General features: G+C 42.2%; 24 protein-coding genes. 13 read left to right on the top strand and 11 right to left on the bottom strand.

Annotated features, from left to right (window positions below):
* Together OGM63_RS27515 and OGM63_RS27510 are read right to left on the bottom strand one after the other, a co-directional pair.
* The coding region (locus OGM63_RS27515) for a DNA double-strand break repair nuclease NurA (RefSeq protein ID WP_263748907.1) at positions 1-518 on the bottom strand (518 nt) is incomplete at its 3' end.
* A 470-nt stretch (positions 519-988) separates the two neighbouring features.
* Entirely contained in the window at positions 989-1,774 is a 786-nt protein-coding gene (locus tag OGM63_RS27510) for an HAD family hydrolase (protein ID WP_263748911.1), read from the bottom strand.
* A 322-nt stretch (positions 1,775-2,096) separates the two neighbouring features.
* On the opposite strand from OGM63_RS27510, the gene OGM63_RS27505 reads away from it, so the two are divergent.
* The 6 genes from OGM63_RS27505 to OGM63_RS27480 all read left to right on the top strand — a co-directional run bounded on the left by OGM63_RS27505 (position 2,097) and on the right by OGM63_RS27480 (position 9,617).
* Positions 2,097-4,847 (top strand): glycoside hydrolase family 10-like protein, encoded by a 2,751-nt coding sequence (locus OGM63_RS27505; protein WP_263748906.1) that lies wholly within the window; start codon positions 2,097-2,099, stop codon positions 4,845-4,847.
* A gap of 247 nt (positions 4,848-5,094) precedes the next feature.
* A complete protein-coding gene (locus tag OGM63_RS27500) occupies positions 5,095-5,352 on the top strand; it encodes a MoaD/ThiS family protein (protein ID WP_263748905.1) in 258 nt (85 codons plus the stop codon).
* Between the two features lie 227 nt (positions 5,353-5,579).
* A complete protein-coding gene (gene thrC, locus OGM63_RS27495; protein ID WP_263748910.1) occupies positions 5,580-6,884 on the top strand; it encodes a threonine synthase in 1,305 nt (434 codons plus the stop codon).
* A 502-nt stretch (positions 6,885-7,386) separates the two neighbouring features.
* Complete coding sequence (locus OGM63_RS27490; RefSeq protein WP_263748904.1) at positions 7,387-7,662, top strand: MoaD/ThiS family protein; 276 nt, start codon at positions 7,387-7,389, stop codon at positions 7,660-7,662.
* Positions 7,663-7,884: 222 nt separating this feature from the next.
* Positions 7,885-8,838, top strand: coding sequence for a HEAT repeat domain-containing protein (locus OGM63_RS27485; RefSeq protein ID WP_263748903.1), 954 nt, complete (start codon positions 7,885-7,887; stop codon positions 8,836-8,838).
* A 119-nt stretch (positions 8,839-8,957) separates the two neighbouring features.
* Entirely contained in the window at positions 8,958-9,617 is a 660-nt protein-coding gene (locus OGM63_RS27480) for a DUF2996 domain-containing protein (protein WP_263748902.1), read from the top strand.
* 418 nt (positions 9,618-10,035) lie between these two features.
* Here OGM63_RS27480 and OGM63_RS27475 read toward each other — a convergent pair whose 3' ends face one another.
* Positions 10,036-10,527: a TM2 domain-containing protein gene (locus OGM63_RS27475; RefSeq protein WP_318528556.1), complete on the bottom strand. Its 492-nt coding sequence runs from the start codon at positions 10,525-10,527 to the stop codon at positions 10,036-10,038.
* Between the two features lie 466 nt (positions 10,528-10,993).
* Between OGM63_RS27475 and OGM63_RS27470 the strand changes: the two genes are divergently transcribed.
* Together OGM63_RS27470 and OGM63_RS27465 are read left to right on the top strand one after the other, a co-directional pair.
* A complete protein-coding gene (locus OGM63_RS27470) occupies positions 10,994-11,209 on the top strand; it encodes a hypothetical protein (protein ID WP_263748901.1) in 216 nt (71 codons plus the stop codon).
* 95 nt (positions 11,210-11,304) lie between these two features.
* Positions 11,305-12,156, top strand: coding sequence for an MFS transporter (locus OGM63_RS27465; RefSeq protein WP_263748900.1), 852 nt, complete (start codon positions 11,305-11,307; stop codon positions 12,154-12,156).
* Positions 12,157-12,324: 168 nt separating this feature from the next.
* On the opposite strand, the gene OGM63_RS27460 is transcribed toward OGM63_RS27465, so the two are convergent.
* Positions 12,325-12,900 carry an aminoacyl--tRNA ligase-related protein gene (locus tag OGM63_RS27460; protein WP_263748899.1) on the bottom strand — a complete coding sequence of 192 codons (576 nt, stop codon included), beginning with the start codon at positions 12,898-12,900 and terminating at the stop codon, positions 12,325-12,327.
* Between the two features lie 1,129 nt (positions 12,901-14,029).
* Between OGM63_RS27460 and acsF the strand changes: the two genes are divergently transcribed.
* On the top strand, positions 14,030-15,106 hold the full coding sequence (acsF, locus tag OGM63_RS27455; protein ID WP_263748898.1) for a magnesium-protoporphyrin IX monomethyl ester (oxidative) cyclase: 1,077 nt from the start codon (positions 14,030-14,032) through the stop codon (positions 15,104-15,106).
* 35 nt (positions 15,107-15,141) lie between these two features.
* Here the strand turns inward: acsF and OGM63_RS27450 are convergent, their stop codons facing one another.
* The 4 genes from OGM63_RS27450 to OGM63_RS27435 form a co-directional block, all read right to left on the bottom strand.
* Positions 15,142-15,270 carry a hypothetical protein gene (locus OGM63_RS27450; protein WP_263748897.1) on the bottom strand — a complete coding sequence of 43 codons (129 nt, stop codon included), beginning with the start codon at positions 15,268-15,270 and terminating at the stop codon, positions 15,142-15,144.
* A 52-nt stretch (positions 15,271-15,322) separates the two neighbouring features.
* A complete protein-coding gene (locus OGM63_RS27445) occupies positions 15,323-16,540 on the bottom strand; it encodes a DUF790 family protein (protein ID WP_263748896.1) in 1,218 nt (405 codons plus the stop codon).
* Positions 16,541-16,657: 117 nt separating this feature from the next.
* Positions 16,658-18,226: a DEAD/DEAH box helicase family protein gene (locus OGM63_RS27440; RefSeq protein WP_263748895.1), complete on the bottom strand. Its 1,569-nt coding sequence runs from the start codon at positions 18,224-18,226 to the stop codon at positions 16,658-16,660.
* A 293-nt stretch (positions 18,227-18,519) separates the two neighbouring features.
* A complete protein-coding gene (locus OGM63_RS27435; protein WP_263748908.1) occupies positions 18,520-19,095 on the bottom strand; it encodes a TIGR04376 family protein in 576 nt (191 codons plus the stop codon).
* Positions 19,096-19,308: 213 nt separating this feature from the next.
* Here OGM63_RS27435 and OGM63_RS27430 point away from each other — a divergent pair, with 213 nt between their 5' ends.
* Both OGM63_RS27430 and OGM63_RS27425 read left to right on the top strand, forming a co-directional pair.
* Positions 19,309-19,503, top strand: a complete 195-nt coding sequence (locus OGM63_RS27430) for a type II toxin-antitoxin system HicB family antitoxin (protein WP_263748894.1) — start codon at positions 19,309-19,311, stop codon at positions 19,501-19,503.
* A gap of 3 nt (positions 19,504-19,506) precedes the next feature.
* Positions 19,507-19,719: a type II toxin-antitoxin system HicA family toxin gene (locus OGM63_RS27425; protein WP_263748893.1), complete on the top strand. Its 213-nt coding sequence runs from the start codon at positions 19,507-19,509 to the stop codon at positions 19,717-19,719.
* Positions 19,720-19,749: 30 nt separating this feature from the next.
* Here the strand turns inward: OGM63_RS27425 and OGM63_RS27420 are convergent, their stop codons facing one another.
* Positions 19,750-20,631 carry a D-alanyl-D-alanine carboxypeptidase family protein gene (locus OGM63_RS27420; RefSeq protein ID WP_263748892.1) on the bottom strand — a complete coding sequence of 294 codons (882 nt, stop codon included), beginning with the start codon at positions 20,629-20,631 and terminating at the stop codon, positions 19,750-19,752.
* Positions 20,632-20,778: 147 nt separating this feature from the next.
* On the opposite strand from OGM63_RS27420, the gene mnmG reads away from it, so the two are divergent.
* The gene (gene mnmG / locus OGM63_RS27415; protein ID WP_375340529.1) at positions 20,779-22,695 is read left to right on the top strand and encodes a tRNA uridine-5-carboxymethylaminomethyl(34) synthesis enzyme MnmG; all 1,917 of its coding nucleotides are present in this window, start codon (positions 20,779-20,781) and stop codon (positions 22,693-22,695) included.
* A gap of 243 nt (positions 22,696-22,938) precedes the next feature.
* Positions 22,939-24,285 carry a hypothetical protein gene (locus tag OGM63_RS27410; RefSeq protein WP_263748890.1) on the top strand — a complete coding sequence of 449 codons (1,347 nt, stop codon included), beginning with the start codon at positions 22,939-22,941 and terminating at the stop codon, positions 24,283-24,285.
* A 167-nt stretch (positions 24,286-24,452) separates the two neighbouring features.
* Here OGM63_RS27410 and OGM63_RS27405 read toward each other — a convergent pair whose 3' ends face one another.
* A complete protein-coding gene (locus OGM63_RS27405) occupies positions 24,453-26,234 on the bottom strand; it encodes a sensor histidine kinase (RefSeq protein WP_263748889.1) in 1,782 nt (593 codons plus the stop codon).
* Between the two features lie 119 nt (positions 26,235-26,353).
* A partial coding sequence (locus OGM63_RS27400) for a sensor histidine kinase (RefSeq protein WP_263748887.1) occupies positions 26,354-26,946 on the bottom strand: 593 nt, incomplete at its 5' end.

Genomic DNA, 26,946 nt, shown 5'->3' with positions numbered 1-26,946 from the left:
CCCCCCTGTCCCCCCTTCGCAGCACAAGCAAGTTCTGCTAACACAGTTGTTTCACTCGCAGTGCGTCGATAACCCATCCATTCTTCGGTGCGAATTCCCCACTGCCGCGACATATATAAATCTTCTGGGCGATAAAATACTTCTGGTAAACTATCTAAAATCGGGTGAAGATTTTGTCCGTAGTGCAAAACGACTCTGCCGATATTGAGAAGATAGCAGTAAGCAATTTCGTGGTGATTCGGGGCAATTTGGGAACCGTCGGTAGCAATAACGGTATGTACCTTCGGTGGAGTTGGGATATCGATACAGGTGTCTAATGGCTCAACTGGTGTAGCATTAGCAAATATAATGCGATCGCGCCATTTCTCCTGTCGTTGTACTAAATCATCTTGGCACTCATAAGCATTTTTCAGATGTTGTTGCGCTAATTCTAAACGCTGCCGACTTGCAGCAACTTCTAAAGTCAGATGCTGACTTAAACCTTGCATTTGTCGCGCTAATTGTGTTAGGTCAAGCATAGTTAAGAGTTAAGAGTTAGGGGTTAGGAGTTAGGAGTTAGGAGTTAGGAGTTAGGAGTTAGGAGTTAGGAGTTAGGAGTTGGGAGTTTGGGGTTAGGAGTTGGGAGTTTGGGGTTAGGAGTTGGGAGTTGGGAGTTGGGAGTTGGGAGTTGGGAGTTAGGAGTTTGGAGTTTGGAGTTTGGGGTTAGGAGTTTGGGGTTAGGAGTTTGGGGTTTGGGGTTAGGAGTTGGGAGTTAGGAGTTTGGGGTTAGGAGTTTGGGGTTTGGAGTTTGGGGTTTGGAGTTAGGAGTTTGGGGTTAGGAGTTTGGGGTTTGGGGTTAGGAGTTAAGAATAATTGTTTCTGTTTAAAGTCTGAACGGTTTAACTTAAAATAATCTATAGTTTGAAGCCTGGGTCGGCAGGCTTTGTTAGTGTAGCCCAACCCTTCTAGGGTTAGGGTATTCGAGAGATTATTGCAACAGTTAAATATATTAACACCAAGCAGAAAAATCTTCCGCAAACTGAGAAAGCGATATTAGCTGAATTCGCGAATCGTTTTCAGCTGCGTTTCTTTCTGGTTGAGTATTATAACCCCAGTCTGCCAGAAAGAGTTTCACATTTTCCAGGTCTGTTTGCTGTTTAACTAACTGTAACGTTTTGATTCTGTCTTCTACAAACCATAAACTGACTGGTTTTTCTTGTGCAGCCTGAATTAATTCTCTCAAAATTTCGTATTTAGGACGCTTGACTTCTTTGCCAAAAATTGCTTCTTTGGGTAAAGTAACTCCTTGTTGTTGCAACAACTGCTGTACAAAACGTCCTTCTTTGGTAGTGACGATATACAGCTTGATTTTACTAGCAAGAGTTGCTTTAATTTTTTCTACCACACCTGGATAAAATCGATGCAGACTCAGCCAACCATCTAAATCTGTAACAATCCATTCATCCCGGAGATTATCTAATTTAGTGGCAATTTCTTTTGCCTGTAGCTTGTCTTCTAACAAAATTTGTTGAGCGATACTTGCCCATTCTTGAAGAATCTTTTCATCATCAATTCCCGCTACCAAAGCTTTGATTAAAACGGGCATTTCCCAACCTGTTTCAATTACAGGTCTCAGCCGATAAAATCTAGAAGCTAAATCATCTGATGGCGTTTGGTTAGCTGGAGACCATACTTGACAATAGGTACGCCATGCTACTTGAAAATATTCAATTAGTCCGTCGCAAATTACACCATCAAAATCTAAAGCGAGAATTGTAGGACTATTATTCGTCATTGTTTTGGGAATTAAAACTGCTGTTGTCAGTTTAACTGAATCCCCAGAGCCTTTAGTAGCTTCAGGCAACATTTGACCCAAATACCCACCGACGCTAACCTTCAAAAAAAAGTATCACGAAAAATCTGATCCGCGCAATCAGGTGACAAAATCGGCTTGATTGTCGTGGTTTTGATATTTCCGGCTTTAAATTTATTTAACTCAGCATTACTAGGTGATTTACCATGCATTAGTTTAAAGTCGAGTAATGAGCCTGAGGAGTCAAAGCGTGAGGAATCAAGAAAAACGAATAAGGAAGAACGATTTAAGCAAAAAGAGAAAATTGGTCATAGCTTTTACCTTTTACTTTTTACCTTTTACCTTCTTTAACATCAAGCCTGCGATCGCCGCGACTCAAAGCCCTACATTAACCATAGTGCAGAGCCAAGAAAATACTAATCAGTGGACAGGTATCACAAACCGCTTGCAACAAGCCGGGGTAAACTATTGTGTGATTTCTTTGACAAATGTCAGGAGTGCCGCAGATTGGGGCGATCGCCAAGTGTTATTTTTACCGAATGTAGATACATTAACACCGGCACAAGCGATCGCTCTAGAAGAATGGATGAGCAAAGGTGGGCGATTAATTGCCTCAGGACCTGTAGGTACTTTATCAGTACCGGGAGTGCGGCAGTTATTGCAAACACTCTTAGGAGGTTACTGGGGATTTAGCCTCAACGATGCCCAACAATTGCAACCTGCAAAAAATAACTTACAAAATTGGGCAAACCAAAACGAACTTTTTGGGAAAGTGCGCGGCGGTGTTGTCGTTGCTGATGATGTAAACAGTAAAGCTGCTGCTGTTTGGAATTCTAAAGATAATCCCGCTGCCGTCGTCGCAACTGAACGATCCACCTTTTTTGGCTGGCGTTGGGGAGTAGATACAGCTTCATCTCCAGAGTTAGATACTGCTTGGTTAAAAGCCGCTGTCAACCGTCATGTGAAACAAGCAGCAAATACCTCAAATAAAGTAGAAGGCGGTTCGCCAAACTGTTCTACATCTGTCGCCCTGGCTACCCCAACTCCCGTAGAGACGTTCCGCCGGAACGTCTCTACCGGTGGGAACGTCTCTACCGGTGGGAACGTCTCTACCGGTGGGAACGTCTCTACCGGTGGGAACGTCTCTACCGGTGGGAACGTCTCTACCCCCCCACCCCCCACGTCTTTTCCCGCCCCTCTCATCGCCACTGCACCCCAACCTAGACCGATTCCTAATGTCAACCCCCCAAAGTCAGATGAAGCAATTAATCAACTAGAACAAGCGGTGCGTCTGGATGTTGTCCCCAACTCAAATGCACCGATTAGTAGTAGTGATGCGATCGCCTTACAACAAGAATTAGAAAATCTCATCGGTCGAGTTGACAGCGCCAATTTAACCGCCAACGCCATTTCTAACAATCCCCCAATTGTCAAGCAGGCGCAACCAACCCAAGTAGCATCCACAAGACCTGGAGTGCCAATTTCTACCACCGAACAAGCCAGAAATATTGCCAAAAACTTACCTCAATTAATTGCCCAACAAAAGTACGCCGAAGCGCGTCAGCAATGGATTCAAGCAAAAGGCAATTTGTGGCAGCAGTTTCCCGTCGATCGCCAATTAGCTCAACCAGAAATTCGCGCCGTCTGGTTAGACAGAGGTACAATCGTCCGTGCTAGAAACGAGCAGGGACTCAGTGAGATATTTGATCGGCTGTCGAAAGCCGGTATTAACACCGTTTTTTTTGAAACTGTCAACGCCGGTTATACAATTTACCCAAGTCTTGTTGCGCCCCAGCAGAACCCCTTAATCCGGGGTTGGGACCCTTTAGCCGCAGCAGTGAAATTAGCCCATGAGCGCCACATGGAATTACACGCTTGGGTTTGGACATTTGCTGCTGGCAACCAACGCCACAACGAAGTTATCAACGCTCCTGCTAATTACCCAGGACCAGTGCTAGCGGCTCATCCTGACTGGGCAAACTACGATAACCGGGGTAACATGATTCCCCCAGGACAAACTAAGCCATTTTTCGACCCGGCTAATCCAGAATTGCGGCAGTATTTACTTAGGCTTTATGAAGAAATTGTTACTCGCTATGATGTAGATGGGCTGCAACTAGACTACATTCGCTATCCTTTTCAAGACCCATCCGCAGGCAGAATTTACGGTTATGGTAAAGCTGCCAGAGCGCAGTTTCAACAACTTAATGGTGTAGATCCAATTAGTATTTCTCCCTCTCAACGGGATTTGTGGCAAAAGTGGACAACGTTTCGCACAACTCAAGTTGATAGTTTTGTTGCTCAAGCTTCACAGCAGTTGCGACAAAAGCGACCTAATTTGATTGTCTCAGTTGCCGTATTTCCCCTGCCAGAATTAGAACGCATTCAAAAAATTCAACAGCATTGGGAAGTTTGGGCAAGACAGGGAGATATAGATTTAATTGTCCCCATGACTTATGCCTTAGATACTCCTCGCTTCCAGCGACTAGCACAACCTTGGATTGCTTCCACAAAATTAGGTGCTACGTTGTTAGTGCCGGGAATTCGCTTGCTTTCTTTGCCAGTAATTGGCGCCTTCGATCAAATTCAGGTCATCAGGGACTTGCCAGTTAGCGGTTACGCATTGTTTGCTGCCGAAAATCTGACTAACGAATTACAGAAAGTCTTTGGTAATACTCAAGGTAGCATTGGGCAAGGTGAAATTATTCCTCACCGTCAGCCTTTTAAAACTGCTGCCGTGCGTTACACAGCGCTGCAACGCGAATGGAAGTTTGTCTTGCAAAACGACCAGTTGCGCTTACCTCAAACGACACTTTCAACTTTTAACAGCCAAGCGGAAGTTTTGCAAAGTGCTTTAGATCAGCTTTCTGCCGCACCTTCTCCGAGTAAGTTAATTGCTGCAAAAGCAACGCTTACTCGCTTTGTGTTTCAATTCCGCACTTGGATGCGCCAAGAAAATATTGATAATCCTTATCAAGTAAGAGCCTGGGAAAATCGCCTCGCTACTATCGAACGGTTGTTGCAATACGGTGAGCGGGTGCAGTTGAGACGTTAGAAATGGGGGAGGGGGGGAGGGGGAGAGGGGGGGATTATTCTCCTTGTCTGCTTTTCTAGCTCAAATTAGCCCACGTCCAAAGGACGTGGGCTTTGTTTTGTCTAGCGGCGACTTTAGTCGTTGGGTAAGATTATGGAGAATGGGAACAAGGCGATCGCCGGCGTTGCAATCAATTAAGATTAAAATTAAAATGCGCTATCAGTGCTGCAAGTTCTCACAACAGCATTAATCACTTTTCTATCTTTTTATGTCCAATGCAAACATCGTCACCGTCAAGTTGTTCGCTGTTTATCAAGAAGCTTATAAGGTTCCAGAACTGATGCTGGAATTACCTGATGGTACAACTATAGCGGCGTTGTGCGATCGCCTAATTGCCGAACACCCCGAACTTGCTCAATGGCGAAAAATTACCCGCTTTGGCGTAAATCTGCAATTCGTCGAAGCAGATACAATTTTGCAAAATGGCGATGAAATCGTGTTGATTCCCCCGGTTAGTGGTGGCTGAAGTGGATACGTGGATTTTAGTGTGAGTAGACACAAAGGAAGAAGCCCTGACGATTAAAATCGTCGGGGTTTCATGAGTTTATTCTCTGCCCAGAGTCATAAGAGAGCGTTAAGCCCTATTTTCATCGGCAAATCAATCCCGATAAAATTTGTCGGGTATGTTTGACTAGTATTTTGGCTCGTGGTAGCATCAAACGACAGTTGACCCAGACACAGGGAAGTTGTTTTATGACGAGAGCGATCGCACACTTAAACCAAACCACCACTGCTTACTTGAAAGCCCTCAAGTGTAAGGAATGTGGCGCAGAATATGAACTTAAAGCCAGCCATGTTTGTGAGTTGTGCTTTGGTCCATTGGAAGTCAAGTATGATTACAACGCCTTGCGTCAGACTGTCACCCGTGAAACTATTCAAGCTGGACCAAATTCGATTTGGCGCTACCGTCCGTTTCTGCCGGTCGCTACAGATAATGTTATAGATGTGGGAACTGGTATGACTCCCTTGGTGCGTTCCCACCGCTTGGCGCGTCGCCTCGGTTTAAATAAACTATATATAAAAAATGATGCCGTCAACATGCCCACCCTCAGCTTCAAAGATCGGGTGGTGTCAGTTGCTCTTTCTCGTGCCCGTGAATTAGGTTTCACTACAGTATCTTGTGCTAGCACCGGCAACTTAGCAAATTCTACCGCTGCGATCGCCGCTCACGCCGGTTTAGATTGTTGCGTATTCATCCCCGCCGATTTAGAAGCTGGTAAAATCCTCGGTAGTTTGATCTACAGTCCTACCCTCATGGCTGTTAAAGGCAACTACGATCAAGTTAATCGCCTTTGTTGTGAAGTAGCCAATACACAAGGGTGGGGTTTTGTCAATATTAATTTGCGTCCCTATTACTCAGAAGGTTCCAAGACCCTAGCTTATGAAGTTGCTGAACAACTAGGTTGGGAATTACCAGATCACATCGTTGCTCCTTTGGCTTCTGGTTCGTTGTTCACAAAAATTTATAAAGGTTTTAAAGAATTTACAGAAGTCGGTTTAGTCGAAGGTAAAAACGTCCGGTTTAGTGGTGCCCAAGCCGAAGGTTGTTCACCAATTGCCGAAGCATTCCGTGAAGGACGCGACTTTATCAAGCCAGTGAAACCGAATACAATAGCTAAATCCATTGCGATCGGCAACCCAGCAGATGGCATTTACGCTGTGGAGATAGCGAAGAAAACAAATGGTAATATTGAGTCAGTCAATGATGCAGAAATCATTGAAGGCATGAAGCTCTTGGCGGAAACCGAAGGCATCTTCACCGAAACCGCTGGTGGTACAACCGTTGCCGTACTGAAAAAATTGGTAGAAGCTGGCAAGATAGATCCAGATGAAACTACCGTGGTGTACATTACTGGCAATGGTTTGAAAACCCAAGAAGCAATACAAGGTTACGTTGGTGAACCTTTGACAATTGATGCCAAACTCGATAGCTTTGAACGCGCACTAGAGCGATCGCGTACACTCGACCGCTTAGAATGGCAAGAAGTCATCGTATAGTTAGGAGTTAGGGGTTGGGAGTTAGGGGTTAGGGGTTGGGAGTTAGGAGTTGGGAGTTAGGAGTTAGGAGTTAGGAGTTAGGAGTTGGGAGTTAGGAGTTATTATTTTATTTTTAATTCCTCCCTCCTAACTCAGAACTTTTCACTTTCTTGCTAATTCCTCACTCCTAACTCAGAACTTTTCACTTTCTTCCTAATTCCTCACTCCTAACTCAGAACTTTTCACTTTCTTGCTAATTCCTCACTCCTAACTCAGAACTTTTCACTTTCTTGCTAATTCCTCACTCCTAACTCAGAACTTTTCACTTTCTTGCTAATTCCTCACTCCTAACTCAGAACTTTTCACTTTCTTCCTAATTCCTCCCTCCTAACTCAGAACTTTTCACTTTCTTCCTAATTCCTCACTCCTAACTCAGAACTTTTCACTTTCTTGCTAATTCCTCACTCCTAACTCAGAACTTTTCACTTTCTTCCTAATTCCTCACTCCTAACTACTAACTCCTATGCCAGTAAAAGTTTTAGTTCCTACTCCTCTTCAGAAATTCACCAATAACCAAGCTACTCTAGAATGTAGCGGCAGCAACATTGCTCAACTGTTCGACTCATTAGAGCAAAGCTGTCCTGGTATCAAGTCGCGGTTGTGCGATGAAGACGGAAAACCACGGCGATTTTTGAATTTGTATGTTAATAGCGAAGACATCCGCTTTTTGGAAGGGACAGATACACCCCTCAAAGATGGTGATGAAGTAAGTATCGTCCCCGCTGTAGCTGGTGGTTGAAATAAAAAGTCAAAGCCGTTTCCTGATTTATCCGAGCGGTTGCTGAATCAATAGACATCTGTTGGAAAACAATGTAGAGACGTAGCAGTGCTACGTCTCTACAAGGTTAGAAGTCACTCATTCACTCATTCAGGAGAGATATCTCGTTCCCAGGTTCCACCTGGGAATGCCTGAGAATAGGCTTTGCCTTTAGGAGCGTCGAAGATTCGTTTCCGACTTAAAATGAACTCAGAATCAATCCATAATCAAGATAAGCAAAATCACTCTAAAAGCACACAAGAGTTGATTCAACTTGCAATAGGTATTAAAAAACTTCAAGAAATAAATGATTATGTAGGACAGGTATTTTGCCTTTCAATGGCAAATGAAACACCTGTCCTACAAAAAATGTTATTAGATTTTTTTCTTTGGAAGTCTCTTAAAGATGAAGATGCTTATTGGGATATTGTATGGGTTTTGCGATATCGTGGCAGTTATGAAGTATTTGAAGCTGCGTCAAAATTGTGTGAAAGCAAAAATCACAACTTTAGAGAGTTGGGAGTTCAGATACTTGCACAGCTAGGAACACCGAAAAAGGACTTTTCTGATGAGTCTGGAGTAATTCTTCTTAAACTGCTGGAAAACGAAGAAAATATAGATGTTGTGATTGCAATTGCATTTGCTTTAGGACATCTAAAAGATTCTAGAGGAGTTGCACCATTAGTTAAATATAAAAATCACTTCCGTGCTGATGTACGTGAGAGTATTGTTTTTGGTTTGTTAGGACAAGAAGATGAACTAGCAATCAACGCACTAATCGAATTGTCTGCCGATGAGAATCAAGACGTGAGAAATTGGGCAACTTTTGGATTGGGCGATATGATAGAAACTGATACTCAAGCAATTCGAGATGCTTTATTTCAGCGGATGGTAGATGAAAAAGGTGATACAGATTTAGAAGCAGAAATTCGTGGAGAAGCATTACTGGGTTTAGCAAAAAGAAAAGATAAAAGAGTCATAAATTTATTAATAAAAGAACTATCCGGTGATGACGTTGGCACATTACCTGTTGAAGCTGCAAGAGAAATAAGAGATAGTTCTTTATATCCGGTTTTAATTGAGTTGAAAGAATGGTGGGATGTGAACAGCGAGTTGCTACAAGAGGCAATTAAGAACTGTAGCCAAGAGCAAATGTAATCGGAAAAGCTTGTTTATTATTTATCAGTTCTCCGACTTATGTCAAAATGAAAATACCTGATACCTTAAGGTGAGCTATCCGATCGCTCTATTAGCTAGATAAAGGATTGACCTGAGCAATGGCAGAAGAAACCAATCACAATCAAGCGGGAGAGGTGGCTCCCAGCACTGTTGACAAACAGGCTCCCGATGTTGCCCAAGAACATGCTCCCAGCACCGACTCCCCAGAAGCAACAGATATCCCCACAGCTAATGCACTAGATCCCGAAGCCGCAAATCCAGAAGTAAACCCAAATGCGGCTAAAGCTAAAAAGCCTGCTGCTGCTAAGGGAGAAAAGCCGGCAGCAAAAGAAGGAGATGAAGACAAACCCGCAGCAGGTAAAGCAGCTAAAAAAGAGAAACCCCCAGCTCTTGAAGATAAGCCGTTTGTAGAGTTCGTGGAGCAATACTATTTGCCAGCTTTGCAAAAAGCGATCGCTCAACAAGGTGTACAAGATGTACAATTGAGTTTTGCCAAACAAAAGCTCTCTATTGTTGGCTTTGATACATCTGAAGAATGCTGGCAAGTCATGGGCAAATTGCAAAACGGTCTGCGCCAGTTTAACCTATATTTCCTAGATGAAGATATTCAAGGGAAAAAAGGCTTTTCTTGCAACGAAGGCAAAAAACCCAGCACTCTTGAGTCATTCTTAATCGATGAGCGCAAAATGACACTTGACTTAATGGTATATGGTATGGTACAGCGTTTGAATGGTCAAAAGTGGTTAGGTAGAAATTAGTTAGTTGGAGCGTTGTTCAGGGCTATTTCATTGTTGACATAACTTGCCCAGAAATAAATTTCCGGGCTGATAGCCTAAGTCCGTTAAAACGGACTCAAATGTTGTTCAGGGCTATTTCATTGTTGACATAACTTGCCCAGAAATAAATTTCCGGGCTGATAGCCTAAGTCCGTTAAAAGGGACTCAAATGTTGTTCAGGGCTATTTCATTGTTGACATAACTTGCCCAGAAATAAATTTCCGGGCTGATAGCCTAAGTCCGTTAAAACGGACTCAAATATTTATCAATAGTCGGTTTTAACCGAGTTTAGCTATCAGCCAGGAATTTTAATTCCTGGTGGGTTATTCGATTAACCAAGAATGAAATAACCGTAGTTAGTTATTGGTTGACAGTTAACCACTATCCACTAACAAAATTCTTAAATTTCGTGAAAGTGATAAGTAACGGCTCCGGTAACGGGGTCGTTGTCTATTTTTACATAACCTGATTTCAGCATATCCTTGAGTACAGCTTCAACTTCTGTAAAGCTGGCTCCAGTTGCTTTTACACCTTGCGTTACAGTTAGCGTACCACCGCGACTTTCTGCGGCTTCTAACAGTTTGACCATCAGTTGATTGCCACTGGGTTGATAAACTTGGGAAGCAACAGCAGCTTGAGTCAACGGTACACCCAAGGGAGACAAACCTGCTTTCAATCTGAGTTTTTGATCGTGTTCTTCAACCATATTAGAGATGAGGAACAAATCTACAAACTGTCCTACACCAAGTAAACCGAAGGTAAACAACCACAGCAAACCCGTCCCAGTCTTGCCATTATATATACGGTGCAGTCCGCTCAAGAAGCCGAAAAACCCGACTACATTCAACATGTAGGAAATAAAAATACGGTCTTTTTTATTATTGCTTTCCACGTTCATCTTGGTTTTAATCCCTTGGATTCGCTCTAGTTCTATTTACATTGGGCGCGTGCTATTTATTATACTTCCTCCAATCGATTCACCCGAACAGGTGATTTTGGGGTTTGGTAGATGATCCAAAGAATAATTACCGATTAGCGATCGCCGATTCCGAAAAAATATATATTTTGTTGCAAGTCTTAATCTCCACCCAACCGATTATTAAGGGAAGCAGGGAATTAGGACTTACGCATTGACAGGAAATACCAAATATGAGGTATGGGTTTCAGGCATTCAAACTTGATGAGAGAGAATTAGTTGCGCGATCGCCCTCTATCTGAAGTTGGTCGTCAAAAGCTTGAAACGACCAAATTCCCTTAACACACAAGATAGTATTTTTGAGAGCGTGCGTAAGTCCTAGTAGCCAAAAAAGCTTTATCCAATTTAATCACGGATTACTACCTGCGTGATTAATAGCGATATGACGATTTCAGCTTGCGATCTGATGACTGAGACAGACAGAACAACTATTAAGGTTTCTACTCCTGCAGACTTTGAGCGCCTTTGGAACCAAGATAAAGTCTTTCCTAAATGGAGAGGGGAACATACCAACGATGAGAACCATCCATATCGTGATGCCAATAAAGTAACTTGTCAAGCAGCATATTTAAGTTACAAAGAGAATATTTTTGTTTAGAGTAAAAGCTTCCGTATCTATTCCGTTTGAAAACAGCGGCACTATCTCAAGATATCTAAGTTTAAGTTTTTGACCTACCGCTAGGTGTTAACGCTGTGGACAAGACATTAGAGCAGATTCGTAAGTTGCTACTTATAAAAGGTTTTCTTGGTTATGAAACAATATTGGCACCTGTAATAGCCACGTTTTATATCAAGTACGTAGGTCTTTCTTTCAGCCAATATGCTTTTTTGGAAAGCCTTTTGACAATATTGATCGCCTTCTTTGAGATACCAAGTGGTTACTTAGCAGACAGGTTAGGGAGAAAGAAGCTATATCTTATATCGCAGATATGTTATATCTTTTCAAAAGTTATAGTTTGCATGTTTCCGTCGTTTATAGTTGCGATTGCTTGTACGACGATCGCAGGAGTTTCTTTGTCAATGAGTAGCGGTAATTTGGAAGCTGTCTATTATGAGGCTTTCGCTACTGAAGATAAAGTGGATGATCTGAAGAGATTGTATGGGAAGGCAGCGTCATTAACCTTCATGACTAGCATTTTTACCTCAATAATTGGAGGTTACTTAGCATCAATTCAGATTGCCTTACCCATTCTTGTGGATACTACTGTGATAGCCATTGATGTTTTATTTACTTGGTGGTTACTTAAGGAAGCTCCAGGAGGGCAAAAAGTAGAAAGATTCATTGGTAACTTTGGCTTAATCACATTTAAGGAAACGTTTGGAACGTTGTTTAGGTATAAAGGATTAATTCTCTTTACTCTGATCTCTTCATTAGTTTTCGCGACACTTCGTGTCTCATACACTTTCTATCAACCATACATGCAAAGTTCAGGTGTGGAATTAGAGTATTTTGGCCTCGTTTTCGCTGGCTTTAATATTGTGAGCGCAGCTTTTTCATTTCTAAACAACAAACTGATTAATTCTTTTAGTAGTGAAAAAAAATAGTTTTTTCGATGGTATTTCTTTTGATAATATCATTCGTGGGTCTCTACTATTTTCAATCACTGATAGGCATCGCATTCTTGTTTCTTCAGCAGGTTGTTCGCGGTTTTAGTCAACCCTTTTTCCCAGTTCAAAGAAATAAGTATATTCCGCTCGAATCAGAGTTTCGGGTCACATTACTTTCGGTTGGTAATTTTGTATCAATGTTGTTGATATCGTATTGTGTTTATGTGGCAGGTCCCCAGTGCAAATCTCAACAGATCTAAAATGTAAACCCAGAGATGTATAGATTTTTTCCTCAATTGAGCTAAATTTCTCAAATAGTTGCTGCGATTGCTCAGGACGGCAGAGAGCTACCATTTCAATTTTCTCAAACTGATGCACTCTCAGAATACCCTGCTGGTCTCGTCCATAGCTACCAGCTTCTTTTCTGAAGCAACTACTCCAGCAAGTAGTTAAGACAGGCTCTTCTAAGCTACCAATATCACTGTTCATAAAATATCCAAGAATACTGGGTTCAGATGAACCGACTAGATAATAGGATTTATCTTTGGCTATTTTTACTTCGTACTGTTGTCCCTCAAAATCTGGCAAGTGCCCAGTTCCAGTTAAGACATTATCATTCAGCATTAAAGGTACATAGAATAGTTCAAAGCTTTCGCTGAGAATCACATCTAGGGCAAAGTCGAACAGAACTTTTTGAAATTTGGAGATAGTCCCTCGTAAGTAGAAACCGCGACTACCCATAACTTTCACGCCTTCTTCATGACCGACGTACTTTCGGTAGACTGGTAGTTGCCAGTAGGGGGTAGGTTCAAAATTAAACTCGGGTTTACTTCCCCAAACATGGATTACGCAATTGTCTGCTTCTGATTTCCCAATTGGGGTTTGAGGAGAGCTTAGATTAGGAATTTCACTTATGAGTTCATCTAATTCCTTTCTTAACTTCCTAACTTCTCCTTCTAAAACTTTAATTTTTTATGAAGTGTCTCTCATCTCTAGAATCACTCTTTGTTTTTCCTCTCCATGCAATTTAACAACAAAGTTATTAAAGTTATTTTTTTGTTAGCGTAAGAGTTCTAATTCATTTTGCTTTTCTTCCCATAAATTGTGCTGCGTAATTAACCTATTCACTACTCCCGCTTTCATAAAGCGCCTTTCTATTTCCTCCGCATAGATATTTGGGTTTTGAAGTAAGTGGTAAATTGAGATCATAAATAAATGAAGTGCAAAATTACGGTTTTAGCATTTTTTGTGAAGCGCACAGCTTCACAATTTATTAACGTTCTTCCACGGTAGGATTTTGATGACTTGATAAGTAAGCCGACAGAATTAATTACATACTGATTCTTAACTAGGCAAGGAGTTCAGTCTAAATTTTGTGCAATTAATTACGTCCGACTACTTAATGTGCAACCTCAAATGGAATTGGTACTACCTAAGTTTAGTAGAATCTGTGGGAATTTGGCATTGCACCGAGATAAGTAAGTCGGCGCGAAAAAACCAAACTATATAAAGGTAAATAAATACAGAAAATGCACCAACCGAGGTGATTTTATCGCTTGGTTGATGATCCAAGGAATAATTACCGATTAGCGATCGCCAATTCCGAAAAAATACATATTCTGTCCCAAGTCTTAATCTCCGCCTAAAGAATTATTTAGGAAGATAAGCACACTTTTAATTTATTGTCAATTCTCAATTACCCATCCCCAATTTGTTGCAACTCTTAACGTAGACAGTAGCTTTCACTACCCTAGCCTTGGTAGACTGATGTTTATCAAATAAATTATTGCCCTGTATCGCGCCTTGTGAGAGCATTACCCAAAGCTTTCTCAGTCGCTCAAAAGAAAAAGACACTTCACACAATCAAGACATGGTAGACTCCCTAAAAAAACCAGGCTTTGAAGAAATGCGTCCAGGGATTAAAACCCCGGCGAAAGAAACCCTGCTGACACCCCGGTTTTATACCACTGACTTTGATGAAATGGCGCAGATGGATATCTCCGTCAACGAAGACGAGTTGAGAGCGATTCTCGACGAGTTTCGGGCTGACTACAACCGCCATCACTTTGTTCGGGATGGGGAGTTTGAACAATCCTGGGATCATATTGACGGGGACACTCGCCGGTTGTTCGTTGAATTTCTCGAACGTTCTTGTACGGCAGAGTTTTCCGGGTTTTTGCTGTATAAAGAACTCGGACGCCGCTTAAAGGATAAAAGCCCTGTTTTGGCAGAGTGTTTCAACCTAATGTCACGGGATGAAGCGCGTCATGCTGGCTTTTTGAACAAAGCGCTGTCAGACTTTAACATGTCGCTGGATTTGGGCTTTTTAACCAAGAGCCGTAAATACACCTTCTTTAAACCGAAATTTATCTTCTACGCTACTTATCTTTCAGAAAAGATTGGTTATTGGCGATATATCACGATTTTCCGCCACTTAGACGCACATCCAGAAGATAGAGTTTATCCGATTTTCCGCTGGTTTGAAAACTGGTGTCAAGATGAAAACCGCCACAGCGATTTCTTTGATGCAATGATGCGATCGCAGCCGCAAATGTTGAATGATTGGAAAGCGCGGCTATGGTGTCGGTTCTTTTTGTTGTCAGTGTTTGGCACAATGTATCTTAACGATATCCAGCGTAAAGACTTTTATGCCTCGATTGGTTTAGATGCGCGAGAATACGACATTGAAGTGATTGAGAAGACGAACGAAAACGCAGGTAGAGTCTTCCCAATAATGCTTGATGTCGAGAAACCAGAGTTTTATCAGCGGTTGGATGTTTGTTTGAAGAATAACCAAAAATTGGGTGCGATCGCTAACTCCAGCACTCCCAAATTCCTCCAATTCTTCCAGAAGCTACCATTTTACGTCTCCAGTGGCTGGCAATTTGTGCGCCTGTACTTAATGAAACCAATTGATACAGCTGCTACTCATGGCGCAGTTCGCTAGATTATAACACATTTGCGAAAGCTTTAGTGGTTCTGTTAAGTACAGAACCATTTTTTTATGGAAAATCGTATTTCTTTCGATATCGGCAACTCTACCAAAGGCTTTTCATCAATTATCATCACTACTTGATGTTCACCTGGGGGAATATCAGCCGGTAACTGCAATGTAATTTTCCCATCTGCTGTGACTGCGGCAATTGTTTCAATAGTTTTCAGATCATTCCTCCAATGCTGCTAATACTGCTTTTGGTAATAACTTATCTTTAAACCAAATAATTCTCGCAGGAACATCATTTAATTTCACACCAGCTTTTTCCAAATTTAGTCTTTCAGAAATTGCCAAAATCAAGTCATCACGTTCTGCACGTCGCACTTGGGAAAACTTCTTTTGTAAATATTCTGGGCGCCAATAACCGACAATTTCTAATAAAAACGTGCGACCATCAGGATGTACCAAACGAAAGTCGGGAATCATCACACTACCAGGAATCGGAACTAAATCAACTTCTCGCTCCAACACCCAATCACTTTTTAACGAATCCCACTTATCAGCAAACGACGCTTCCAACATACTATCGTAAGGCTTGCCAGGAGGATAATGAGACACCAAACCGCATTCCGAATTGAGAGTAAAACGTCCAGTTTTCCAATCATTCGTGTAAAAGTCGCGAGTTTGGAGAATAGAAGAAAGACTCCATCTGGTGACATGAAGTAAAGCGGGAATCATTTTAGCGATCGCTAAACCATATCGTGTACTCGGATTAAACAAACTCGTCGGACCATCAATCGTAATTGTAAACCCGTGGTCAGCATCACCTTCAATATAAGCCATCAATTGAAACAGTTTCAAATACCGAAACAAAAGCTTATATTCACCCGGTATATTACGATGAGCATTTAAAGTAAGTTGACTAGCTCGATAAAACACACCCTGCACTTGAGATAAATTATATCGATGTAACAAATCTTCAGGTAATGGTGCATCAAAACTAATAAAAATCTTATTTTCCGACAAATCAGCATATAACCCATCATGAACTTGTTGCGGTAAAACTTCACGTTCAAATTCATGACTTAATTCATCAGCAATCTTGCTAAGTGTAACTTGCGTTGATTGGGGACTAGAAACAGACTTTGCGGACAAAGCAAACACCCTTTCTCGTAACATTTGAGGTTCCAAAGGACTCACCACCTCAAAGGTGGAAAAACTGCTCTTTAAAATATAAGCTAATCCCCGCTTCACCTTATAATCAGTCGTATCACCTTCCAACTCCAACAACTCACGCTCAAGAACACCTTGCGTCTTTCCTATCGCTTCATGAAAACAAGCAATTAACTCAACAGCTAACTCCAAAGTCATCTTATCAAGCTTAAGTCTCTTCGGGATTATCTCCTCCCCATTCTGACGATGAATCAGTAAATCTGTTGGTAACATTGGGATTTGTTAGTTGTTGGTAGTTAGTTGATAGTGGGCATGGGGCAATGGGCATGGGGCATGGGGCATTGGTAATAATTCTTCCCTTTTCCCTTTCCCCTTTTCCCCTTCTTCCTGTTAGTTGTTGGTTTCTGATGAGTCTTTTGAATCTACATTATTTTTATTGGGTGTTTTAGCTTTCTTCTCAACCGAATACTTAATTTCCAACTGTTCAGCAACCTTATAATCACTTTCCTGACCACTTCCATAAACAACATGCAAATTCCCTCTCTTATCCTTCCTCTCTTGGCGTTCTTGGCGTCTTGGCGGTTCGTTACTCGTCCCCCCCCTCCTCCTTGCCGAAGTACCCTCCTCACTCGTCTCCTCCGCAACCACCTCATATAAAATAGCCTGCTTATTTGCGATATTACCCTTCCTTAAAATCCTCCCCAAACGTTGAGTATATTCCCTCGCCGAACCAGTACCCGATAAAATAATTGCAATACTTGCAGCCGGCACATCAACACCTTCATTCAAAACATGAGAAGCGACCAAACATTTATACTCCCCCTCCCGAAACTTCGTTAATATTTCATGTCGTTCCTTCACAGGAGTTTGATGAGTAATTGCCGGAATTAACAACCCTTGAGAAATCTTGTAAACCGTCGCATTATCAGCAGTAAAAATCAAAATTCTTTCCGGATAATGTTCCCCAAGTAAATTCGTGAGAATTCGCAACTTTCCATCTGTACCCAAAGCGATTTCTTTCGCATGACGGTGTGCTAACATAGCTCTACGTCCGGCAGGCGATCGCGCACTCATCTGCACAAAATTTTGCCAACCCTTCAAACTCCCCAAAGAAATCTTTGATTGCTTCAAAAAATCATTGCGAGTTTGAATTAATTGATTGTATCTTTCTCGCTCAACTTGCGATAGCTTCACCTTAATTTGGACAATTTCATGTTCTGCTAAAGCCTTCCCCGCTAAATCTTCAGCGCGTTTGCGATATACTTCTTTACCAATGAGGATATTTAAATCAGCGTGTTTCCCATCAGTGCGTTCTGGTGTTGCAGAAAGTCCCAATCGATAAGGTGCGATCGCATATTCCGCAATCACCCGATTAAAATCAGTTGGCAAATGATGACACTCATCAAAAATCACCAAAGCATACTTATTCCCCAAACTTTCTGCGTGAATAGCCGCACTGTCGTAAGTCGCAACCAGTATCGGAGTTCTATCCCGCGATCCACCCCCCAACAACCCCACCTCAGCATCAGGAAACGCTGCCATCAAATGTGCATACCACTGATGCATCAAATCTAAAGTTGGCACCACAATCAGCGTCGTGCGCGGTGTCGCTTGCATCGCCATTTGCGCCAGATAAGTCTTTCCTGCCGCTGTGGGAAGCACCACTACCCCCTGCCTTCCTGCCAGTTTCCAAGCTACTAATGCCTCACTTTGATGGGGATACGGCTCCATTTCCATACTCGCAACCAACTCTACCGGATGAAATGCCTTTGCTTCATCGATAAAATTAGTCTCTTCTGCTTGTAGCGCTTCTACTAAAACTCGATATTGAATCGCCGGAATGCGGAATTTTTCTACTCTATCATCCCACGTAGCGTAATTCATCCAACCTCTGCCCCGCGCTGGTGGATGCAAAATTAATGTGCCACGATCAAAAGTTAATGTGGGGGTACGAGCCACTCAGAAGCCTTAAAAGTCATATTATCTCAGTTTAATTACCCATAATAAAACATCTTTGTAGTAAAGACTTCAGCATTTTTTTATAATAGACATCTGGTACAAAAGACGTAGAGACGTAGCAATGCTACGTCTCTACAAAGGTTTCGGGCAACGCATAATAAGCATAGCGATCGATGTACTATAGTTAATTTTAAACGGTTCCTGCGAAAACCTCATCTTCCCCGCAACGGTCGTAGAGACGTTCCGCCGGAACGTCTCTACAGCATGTGTGATTTGCGTTTCCATGATATAATTTATTTTCCCATGTTCCGTTTCATCGCATCCAACTCATCTTGAGTTTCCCAGCGCAAAAACTTCTCTTCTAAGTCGTCAAATCCACTAGAAGAATTACTGACTTTATTCGACCAACCATTAGTTTCAAAGCGCTGCTGAGTTTGAGTTTTAGCACGCAAATTTAGTGCTTCAGCAGCTTTGGTTTGCACTTCTTGACGGCGTACTTGTATTTTTCGCAGTAATTCTTTAGATTGAGTAATGCGTTCTTTCAAGCCTTGCATTTGTCCCCAGCGTTGATTTCCTTCCCGTAACAAAGCAGCTTCGCGTTCTTGTGCTGCTGCGACCAAATCCTGTCTGTTAGCGGATTTTGCTTTTTGAACGCGGATATGCCATTTTTGGATTTCTTGAGCGGTGGAGAGAATATCGTCTTGCGATCGCTTTTCCTGTACTTGTAAATCTGCAATCAACTTTAACGTATCTCCCTCTTGCTCACGCAGTTGTTCTAACAGCGCTTCTAACTCTAAATGCGGATTATTTCGCAGAAATTCTTCTAAACGGTTTTCGAGAAACCGATTCAAATCATCAAATAAGCCCACTGCCAAAACTCCAGAAGTCAGATGTGTGCTTTTATTGTAGTATTTGAAGGAATTATTTACGAGCGCTTTTACTACTGTTGTTTTGTTACATCGCTCATATGAATGAAAAGAACTGGTTACAGCCTGCACTAGTTGATATTTTAATTGAGTCAGGCGATCGCAATGAGTATAATTGAACAAGATATAAAGTTACTTTCATATGGTAATTGAGATATGCGTTATCAAGTCAAGTTCAAAAAAAGCGATGAAGGATATGCTATTTGGTGTCCTGCTTTACCTGGATGTTGGTCACAGGGAGAAACAGAAGAAGAAGCTTTAGAAAATATTAAAGACGCTATTCAAGTTTACCTTGATACTCTTGAGGAATTGGCACTAGATGCAGAAGCTCGTTATGTAGAAGTGGGATAATTTATGCCTAGCTTACCAGGAGTGAACCATCTACGAGCTGTTACCGCATTTGAAAAAGCTGGCTTTACTATTGCACGACAGGGTAAACACATTGTTATGACTAATGGAGAGCGCATTATCGTTATTCCCAGAGCTAATCCAATCAATGCTTATACAATGGCTGGAATTATTAGAGATGCTGGGTTAACTATTGTAGAATTTCAGCAACTTTTGTAAATGAGTTTTAAAGGTATTACTAATTTTAATTCATGTAAGCGGTGTAACCCAATAAGTAGTTCCTCTAACAATTTTATTTTTAAACCCAAATAAGGGTAAGTTTTCTTCAGTTAAACCCACATAAGTCCAATGTGGGACGTCATTTTCTACAGTTTGAAACCAACCATTTTTATTTAGCGCTTCTCTCTGCACTTGGCTAGAAACCCGTAAATCAATCGCTAATCCCCAGAGATGTTGTGATGCTCCAGGTGGTGCAACTACACCGAGTATTGCTGTTTCTTTACCTTGTTTAACTCGTTCTAAAGTATTGTTATTAGCGTATTTTCTCCAGAATCTTAAATTTGTCGCAAAAGTGCGAGTACAATCACTACCCCCATAACCAGATTTTAACGGAACTCTCACTGCTGATTTTGCTTTATTGAAAGCGTCTGCTGCTGATTTTTGTAAATAACAGTCATTAGTACCATCTACTTTCCCCATTGTTAAAGTAGTTTGAAAAACTTTCGTTTCTTGCTCGTTAGCTAAGATAACTTTTGGCGGTAATTTTATTTCTGGTTGTTGATTTACAAATGCTGCACCGTATGCTTTCAACAAAATATATTCAAAAGTACCGGGTTGGGGAATTGTTGGTAATTGATGTGCGATCGCACTCAAAAAACGCTGTGGTTCCGGCAAATTGGCATCCGGGATTTGGGGTGTCACTGGAGTTGGTGAAACTATTGGTTGTGATGTCTTTGTGCAAGATTTATTCGCATCTGCCTGAGTATCTGAGGCATGAGCAATTAAACAATCTTCCAACTGTCGGGCATTTGTACTTAATGTCCGATGAGTAATTCCATTACTAGCAACTAAAGCAAAAATTATAAAAATCACAATACTAATAAAAGAACTTTTTCGCACCAATCGTTTCATTATTATTTCACCTAATGTAAATAAAATATATTTATTTTTTATTCATAGTTATTACAATTCCTTCTTGTCAGCAACCTACGACCATTAAACCACTGAATCGGTTATTATTAAGAATAACTCTAAGCTTGCTGACACTTAAGTATGACCATGCACAATTCCATTGAATTCCAAGACGCTTTCGATGTCATTGTCGTCGGTGCAGGTCACTCTGGTTGCGAAGCAGCCCTCGCTAGCGCCCGCTTGGGTTGTCGTACCCTGCTGCTGACACTTAACTTGGATAGAATCGCTTGGCAACCCTGTAACCCAGCGGTGGGTGGTCCGGCAAAATCTCAGTTGACCCATGAGGTGGATGCACTCGGCGGGGAAATCGGTAAAATTGCAGACCGCACCTACCTCCAAAAGCGGATTCTCAATTCTTCGCGGGGACCTGCGGTTTGGGCGTTACGCGCTCAAACTGACAAGCGGGAATACGCGGCGTTAATGAAAAATATTATCGAAAATCAAGAAAACTTAACCATCCGCGAAGCAATGGCGACGGATTTAGTTTTAGGCGCAAACGATGAAGTTATTGGCGTTGAAACTTACTTTGGGGTCGGTTTTGGCTGCAAAGCGCTCATTTTGACCACAGGAACGTTTTTAGGCGGACGAATTTGGGTTGGTAACAAGTCGATGGCAGCGGGACGCGCTGGAGAATTTGCGGCTGAGGGGTTGACACAAACTCTCAATCGCTTGGGATTTGAAACGGGACGATTGAAGACGGGAACGCCGGCACGAGTTGACAAGCGGTCTGTAGATTACAGTAAAATGTCAGCGCAACCTGGGGATGAAGAAGTCCGGTGGTTTAGCTTTGACCCGGATGTGTGGGTAGAAAGAGAACAAATGCCTTGCCATATTACCCGGACGACGGCGGAAACTCATCGCCTAATTCGGGAAAATTTGCATTTGTCGCCGGTTTATGGGGGTTGGGTGGAAGCGAAAGGACCACGATACTGTCCGAGTATTGAAGATAAAATTGTCCGCTTTGCTGATAAGGAAAGTCACCAAATCTTTATTGAACCGGAAGGGCGAGATATTCCCGAACTTTATATTCAAGGGTTTTCTACAGGCTTGCCAGAAAATTTACAACTTGTGATGTTGCGGAGTCTTCCTGGTTTGGAAAATTGTACCATGCTCCGCCCAGCTTATGCGGTTGAGTACGATTACTTACCCGCGACTCAGTGTTATCCGACGTTGATGACTAAAAAAGTTGCCGGGTTGTTTTGTGCGGGACAGATTAATGGGACAACTGGCTATGAAGAAGCGGCAACCCAAGGAATTGTGGCGGGAATTAATGCAGCGCGGTTTGTGCGCGATCGCGAAATGATTGTTTTTTCTCGCGAGGAAAGTTATATCGGTACGCTGTTAGATGACTTGTGTACCAAGGATTTGCGTGAGCCTTACCGGATGCTGACGAGTAGGTCGGAGTATCGCTTAATATTGCGTTCTGATAATGCCGACCAACGTTTGACACCTTTGGGACGAGAAATCGGTTTAATTGACGATCGCCGCTGGGAATTATTTACCCGCAAGCAAGAGAATATTAGCGCCGAAAAAGAACGGCTGTACGCAACGCGGGTAAAAGAACAATCAGAAATCGGGCAGGCGATCGCCTCCGGTACTCAACAACTAATCAAAGGTTCAATCACCCTCGCTGACTTGCTACGGCGTCCAGGATTCCATTATATTCACCTCGATCGCTATGGAATCGGCAACCCCAACTTAAAAACTGCGGAAAAAGAAGGTGCGGAAATTGACATTAAATACTCTGGGTATTTACAACGCCAACAAAATCAGATTGACCAAATAGCCCGTCAAGCACACCGTCAATTGCCAGCAAATCTAGACTACGCAACGATTGATACCCTATCTAAAGAAGCACGGGAAAAGCTGAACACCGTAAAACCACTGACAATCGGACAAGCATCACGTATAGGAGGTGTTAATCCTGCTGATGTCAATGCCCTATTACTATATTTAGAATTACGTAGGAACAAGACACCGAAGGAGTTTTCTGCCTTAGCTTAAAATAAACTTTATGAAGGATGAGTATAGTAGTAGGGTGAAACCGGAAGAGACTGGTATGATAGATGACATTAGTGAAAAACTGGCATTATCAGCAGTTTCCAGTTTCAAGTTGACATTTCATACTACTTACGCAATCAACTTGTGTAGTTTGGACGCTCTTATTGGATAGAAATAGGCAAAATTCATACTTTCAGGCAGTATAGACGAACTCTATCGTCCCAAAAGCCACAACTTAAAATCGCTATGTCACAACAAGCCAGCACCCATCTTATAATTCCGGAACCCTCAGAAGAGCTGATCGGCAGCGAACCCTGGTCGATAGAGTCATATGCTGATGGCTTTATGGATGAATTGTTTGCCGATATTGACAATGTTTTGCATAGTAATGGGATGCCTTCCCAAACAATACATTACGGCAGTCGTGGGTCACGAAGCCGTATAGAGGACTTGCAAACGGCGCTGTATCCAGAATATGTCATCCCCACCCCCAGAACAGCGCAAATCGTTTTACCCGAAACATCGCAACCCATACAAACAGCTTCTCATGTGGTTGGTGCGACTGGTGCAACTAAATCAGTCAGGAAAAAGCATCACAAAGCGCGGATTGCTTTGGGCAAATTGCTGTCTTTTGGAGCTACCTTAGGTGTGGCGATCGCTGGTATGATCTTTTTGCTCAACTCTGGACTAATTAACCGGGTAAATTCTAAATTGATCGAGCAATCGATTCAACAGCCAAAATTACAGACCCAATTGGCTGCCAAAGTTGAAGTTGAGGCAGATTTAGTTCAATATATGTTGGGAGCGCTGGCAACCATCGACAGACAAGAAGCAAGAACCTCTCAAAAATCTACCAAAAGTGCGATCGCCACTGCGGTAATTCCTACCCAAACAGCTTTTGCTTATGTTACCCCCACAATAAAACCATCAGCTAGGGGTAATTTACCACCAGTTCTCGCCGCTAACAATACAACCCCCCCTGCCGCATCCCGCACAACCATCGTCGAGCGGATCTACATTCCAGTTTATCAAGCACCGCAACCAATGCGCTATGCACCACCCCCAATTGCTGGGGTTCGGAAAATTTTACCAGCGGCATCTTCTCACGCATCTAAACCGACACCAGTAAAAAATGCCTTAAAATCTGTCCCCAAACCAGCCAAACCCGTGCCTGTAAAAATGGTGACGGCTGCGGTGCGAACCGAATTCAAGCCTGTGGCTGTGCGAACAGCACCGATTACATTGCGACAACCGTCTAATCCTTTACCTGTGTTAAAAGTTACTGCTTTTCAAGCCGCGCCACCAAAACTACCCGTAGCCACAGCACCGGAAGTGCCAACGCCAAAAGAGCCAAAAATTGAAAAACAGGCATATTTGTCAACTGTTGCGGCTCCTACCCATACTTTGGAAGGATTGCTAGAGTTAGGTGACAAATCTGCGGCTTTGTTTAAAGTTGATGGTGTAACGCGTCGGATTGATGTGGGTGAAAGCATTGGCTCTAGCGGTTGGACTTTAGTGGAGGTGAGTAAGGGTGAAGCTGTTGTGCGTCGCAACGGCGAAGTGCGATCGATTTATACAGGTCAAAATTTGTAAAATTCACTTTCAGAGTAATGGTTAGGCGATCACTTTCCATTTTAAGAGAGGAACAGCAGAGCTCTGCTCTTCCTCTCCCCTCCGAGCGATTATCACAAGAAAATCGGAAGCCCCTTGGCTTTCAGACAGGGGAGGAAGTGCCAACGGCGAATTTATTCGCATGTAAGCTATTTATCAGCTTGAAATATTGGTAGTGTAAACCAAAAAGTTGCCCCAGCATTGATTGCACTTTTAACGCCAATTTCCCCGCCATGTGCGGTGATGATTTGCTTACATAGATATAAGCCTAATCCTAAACTAATAGAATTACGGGCGGTGGTGCCTCGAAAGTAAAGGTCAAATAAGCGATCGCTTTGTTTTTGACTCATTCCCACGCCATTATCAGCGACGCTGCAACAAATCTTATCATCATCGACCCTGGCATTAATGGTAATTGTTAATCCTGGGGGATTATGTTTGACTGCATTCACAATCAAGTTAGAGAATACTCGCCATAGTTGGGTAGGATCGCCATTGATTATCGGCAAATCTGCGGTGACATGATTTATCAGCAACGCCTGATTTTCTGTTAGCATCGGCTTTAAGTCTGCGATCGCTGCTTCTACGACTTTCAATAATTCTACTGGCTGAAGTTGTAAAGCTACGCCTTGAACTTCGCTCATATGAGCTTCCAGTAACGAATTAATCAAACTAAGTTGGCGATCGCTACTTTGTTCCATCCGCTCTAAAATGAAGCGGGAAACAGCAATATTCTCTTCTGAACGCGATAGCAAATTCCTCAGCACCATTAAAGTTCCTAGCACCGGGTTGCGTAAATCGTGGGAAACTGCATGAAAAAATACTCTTAGCGCTTCTTCTGCTTGCTTGCGCTTGGTGATATCTTCAATCATTCCTTCGTAATAAAGCAGTTGTCCCCTAGAATCGCGGACTGCATAGGCATTTTCTGATATCCAAACAATGCTACCATCGCGGCGATAAATTTGCGATTCAAACTCAGATACGCTACCATACTCTTGAATTAAACGGACAAACTCACCACGGCGATTCGGGTCAACGTACAATTGATGTTTAATGTCAATTAATGTCGTCACTTCTTCTGGGAATGCGTAGCCATAAATACGTGCTAATGCGGGATTTGCGGTAATATAACGACCATCAGCAGTACTTTGAAAAATTCCCTCAACTGCGTTTTCAAATATATTTCGATATTTAGCTTCTGTAACGGTTAATTTATCGTTAATAATCTCAAGTTCTTTACGAGCATAAAATTCCGACCGTTGCAGCATTTCGTATAAATATACACCCAAATCGCAGATGAAACATACCCAAAATATCAACAAAATCATTGTGATGCCGAATATCGGCTCTTTGCTGAATGGTGGGGGTAGTTTCAACCCTAGGACTGTATTTACGACAAAATAATAAATTACCACTCCCAACTGCGATCCCAGATGGAGATACCAGCGGATTGGAATCATCATAGCTTGAGTTAAAAAGGCGATAATCCAAGCTAATTGATCGGGGAGAGCGAAACCTTTGAAGGTAGCGACAAATTGCTCAACTAAAGTGACAGAAAAGGATAAACCTAAAAAAAGACGCCCCGGATAACGACGCGCTATGTTAGTTTTGTGTAGAGCCAAACACACTAATAAACATAGGAGTATGCAGGTATTGATAGTTAAAGCAAGATTTTTAATCTCGTGCGGTATCTTTGCGACTTCTTGCATGTGAAATACCTGTTGCAAGATGTCGCGTAAAATAAATGTAAATACGCAGAGAATAGCGATCCAGATTCCTAAATGTAACCTTTGCCACAAAAAGCGATCGCGCCAAGTTTTATACTCCCCGAAAATTGCATCTGTTGTTGATGTATTTCCCCATATGGCTGTTTTCCAACACCTTTGCACTTTTCTAACGACGGTATTCATTAGCCTGTGACCAATTTCCATAACTTCGGTCAACTTCTTCTGATTATGACACCCTATGCAAACGGAAAATTAAAAATTCACGCATTGTCATGATTAATTTTGGGAATTTTGCACTGTCAACCATTTCCATAGTGACATTATCAGCGGCTCGTTGTCGGTAAATTTGCCAAAGGTAAGGTAAACCAGAAAGTTAAACCGCGCTTGGGATTACTTTTAACGCCAATTTCACCAAGATGTGCTTTAATAATTTGTCGAGAAATATATAATTTTAAGCCTGTGCAAGTTGAAGAACGAGCTTGAGGATCGCGGACAAACAAATCAAACAGCCTCGCACATTCTAACTTGTTCATCCCCACACCGTTATCTTGAATTGACAAGCGAATTACTTGATCCTCAACTGTCGCTTTCACAGTTAAGTGTAATCCGGGTGGGTTGTGCAGCCAACTATAAGTCAACAAATTTTGCAAAACTCGTTGCAACTTAGTCGAATCTGCCATGATTAACGGTAAATCTTTCGGAACCAAGTTCTTTAAAGTCACTTTGTTTTCTGACAGCATTGGCTCCAAATCTCTGATAACGGCTGGCAAAAGTGTGCCAAATTGCACAAGTTCACGTTGCAGCACAATTCCTTGTTCTTCGCTGGAATGAAGCTCTAGTAAGGAGTTAATCATTGACAGTAGGCGCTCATTTCCTTGTATCATTCGTTCGATAATTGAGCGAGATACGGGGATTG

It is taken from the genome of Plectonema radiosum NIES-515 (genome assembly GCF_025753815.1).
Lineage (GTDB): Bacteria > Cyanobacteriota > Cyanobacteriia > Cyanobacteriales > Nostocaceae > Hassallia > Hassallia radiosum_A.
Note: the sequence above shows the minus strand (reverse complement) of the source record. Positions and strands in the feature narration are given on the sequence as shown.

Excerpts from the sequence above, each read along its gene's own strand:
- OGM63_RS27510 (WP_263748911.1), bottom strand. The coding sequence starts at position 1,774 with ATGACGAATAATAGTCCTACAATTCTCGCTTTAGATTTTGATGGTGTA.
- OGM63_RS27500 (WP_263748905.1), top strand. The coding sequence starts at position 5,095 with ATGTCCAATGCAAACATCGTCACCGTCAAGTTGTTCGCTGTTTATCAA.
- thrC (WP_263748910.1), top strand. The coding sequence starts at position 5,580 with ATGACGAGAGCGATCGCACACTTAAACCAAACCACCACTGCTTACTTG.
- OGM63_RS27490 (WP_263748904.1), top strand. The coding sequence starts at position 7,387 with ATGCCAGTAAAAGTTTTAGTTCCTACTCCTCTTCAGAAATTCACCAAT.
- OGM63_RS27485 (WP_263748903.1), top strand. The coding sequence starts at position 7,885 with ATGAACTCAGAATCAATCCATAATCAAGATAAGCAAAATCACTCTAAA.
- OGM63_RS27480 (WP_263748902.1), top strand. The coding sequence starts at position 8,958 with ATGGCAGAAGAAACCAATCACAATCAAGCGGGAGAGGTGGCTCCCAGC.
- OGM63_RS27470 (WP_263748901.1), top strand. The coding sequence starts at position 10,994 with ATGACGATTTCAGCTTGCGATCTGATGACTGAGACAGACAGAACAACT.
- OGM63_RS27460 (WP_263748899.1), bottom strand. The coding sequence starts at position 12,900 with ATGGGTAGTCGCGGTTTCTACTTACGAGGGACTATCTCCAAATTTCAA.
- acsF (WP_263748898.1), top strand. The coding sequence starts at position 14,030 with ATGGTAGACTCCCTAAAAAAACCAGGCTTTGAAGAAATGCGTCCAGGG.
- OGM63_RS27445 (WP_263748896.1), bottom strand. The coding sequence starts at position 16,540 with ATGTTACCAACAGATTTACTGATTCATCGTCAGAATGGGGAGGAGATA.
- OGM63_RS27430 (WP_263748894.1), top strand. The coding sequence starts at position 19,309 with ATGCGTTATCAAGTCAAGTTCAAAAAAAGCGATGAAGGATATGCTATT.
- OGM63_RS27425 (WP_263748893.1), top strand. The coding sequence starts at position 19,507 with ATGCCTAGCTTACCAGGAGTGAACCATCTACGAGCTGTTACCGCATTT.
- OGM63_RS27420 (WP_263748892.1), bottom strand. The coding sequence starts at position 20,631 with ATGAAACGATTGGTGCGAAAAAGTTCTTTTATTAGTATTGTGATTTTT.
- mnmG (WP_375340529.1), top strand. The coding sequence starts at position 20,779 with ATGCACAATTCCATTGAATTCCAAGACGCTTTCGATGTCATTGTCGTC.
- OGM63_RS27410 (WP_263748890.1), top strand. The coding sequence starts at position 22,939 with ATGTCACAACAAGCCAGCACCCATCTTATAATTCCGGAACCCTCAGAA.
- OGM63_RS27405 (WP_263748889.1), bottom strand. The coding sequence starts at position 26,234 with ATGGAAATTGGTCACAGGCTAATGAATACCGTCGTTAGAAAAGTGCAA.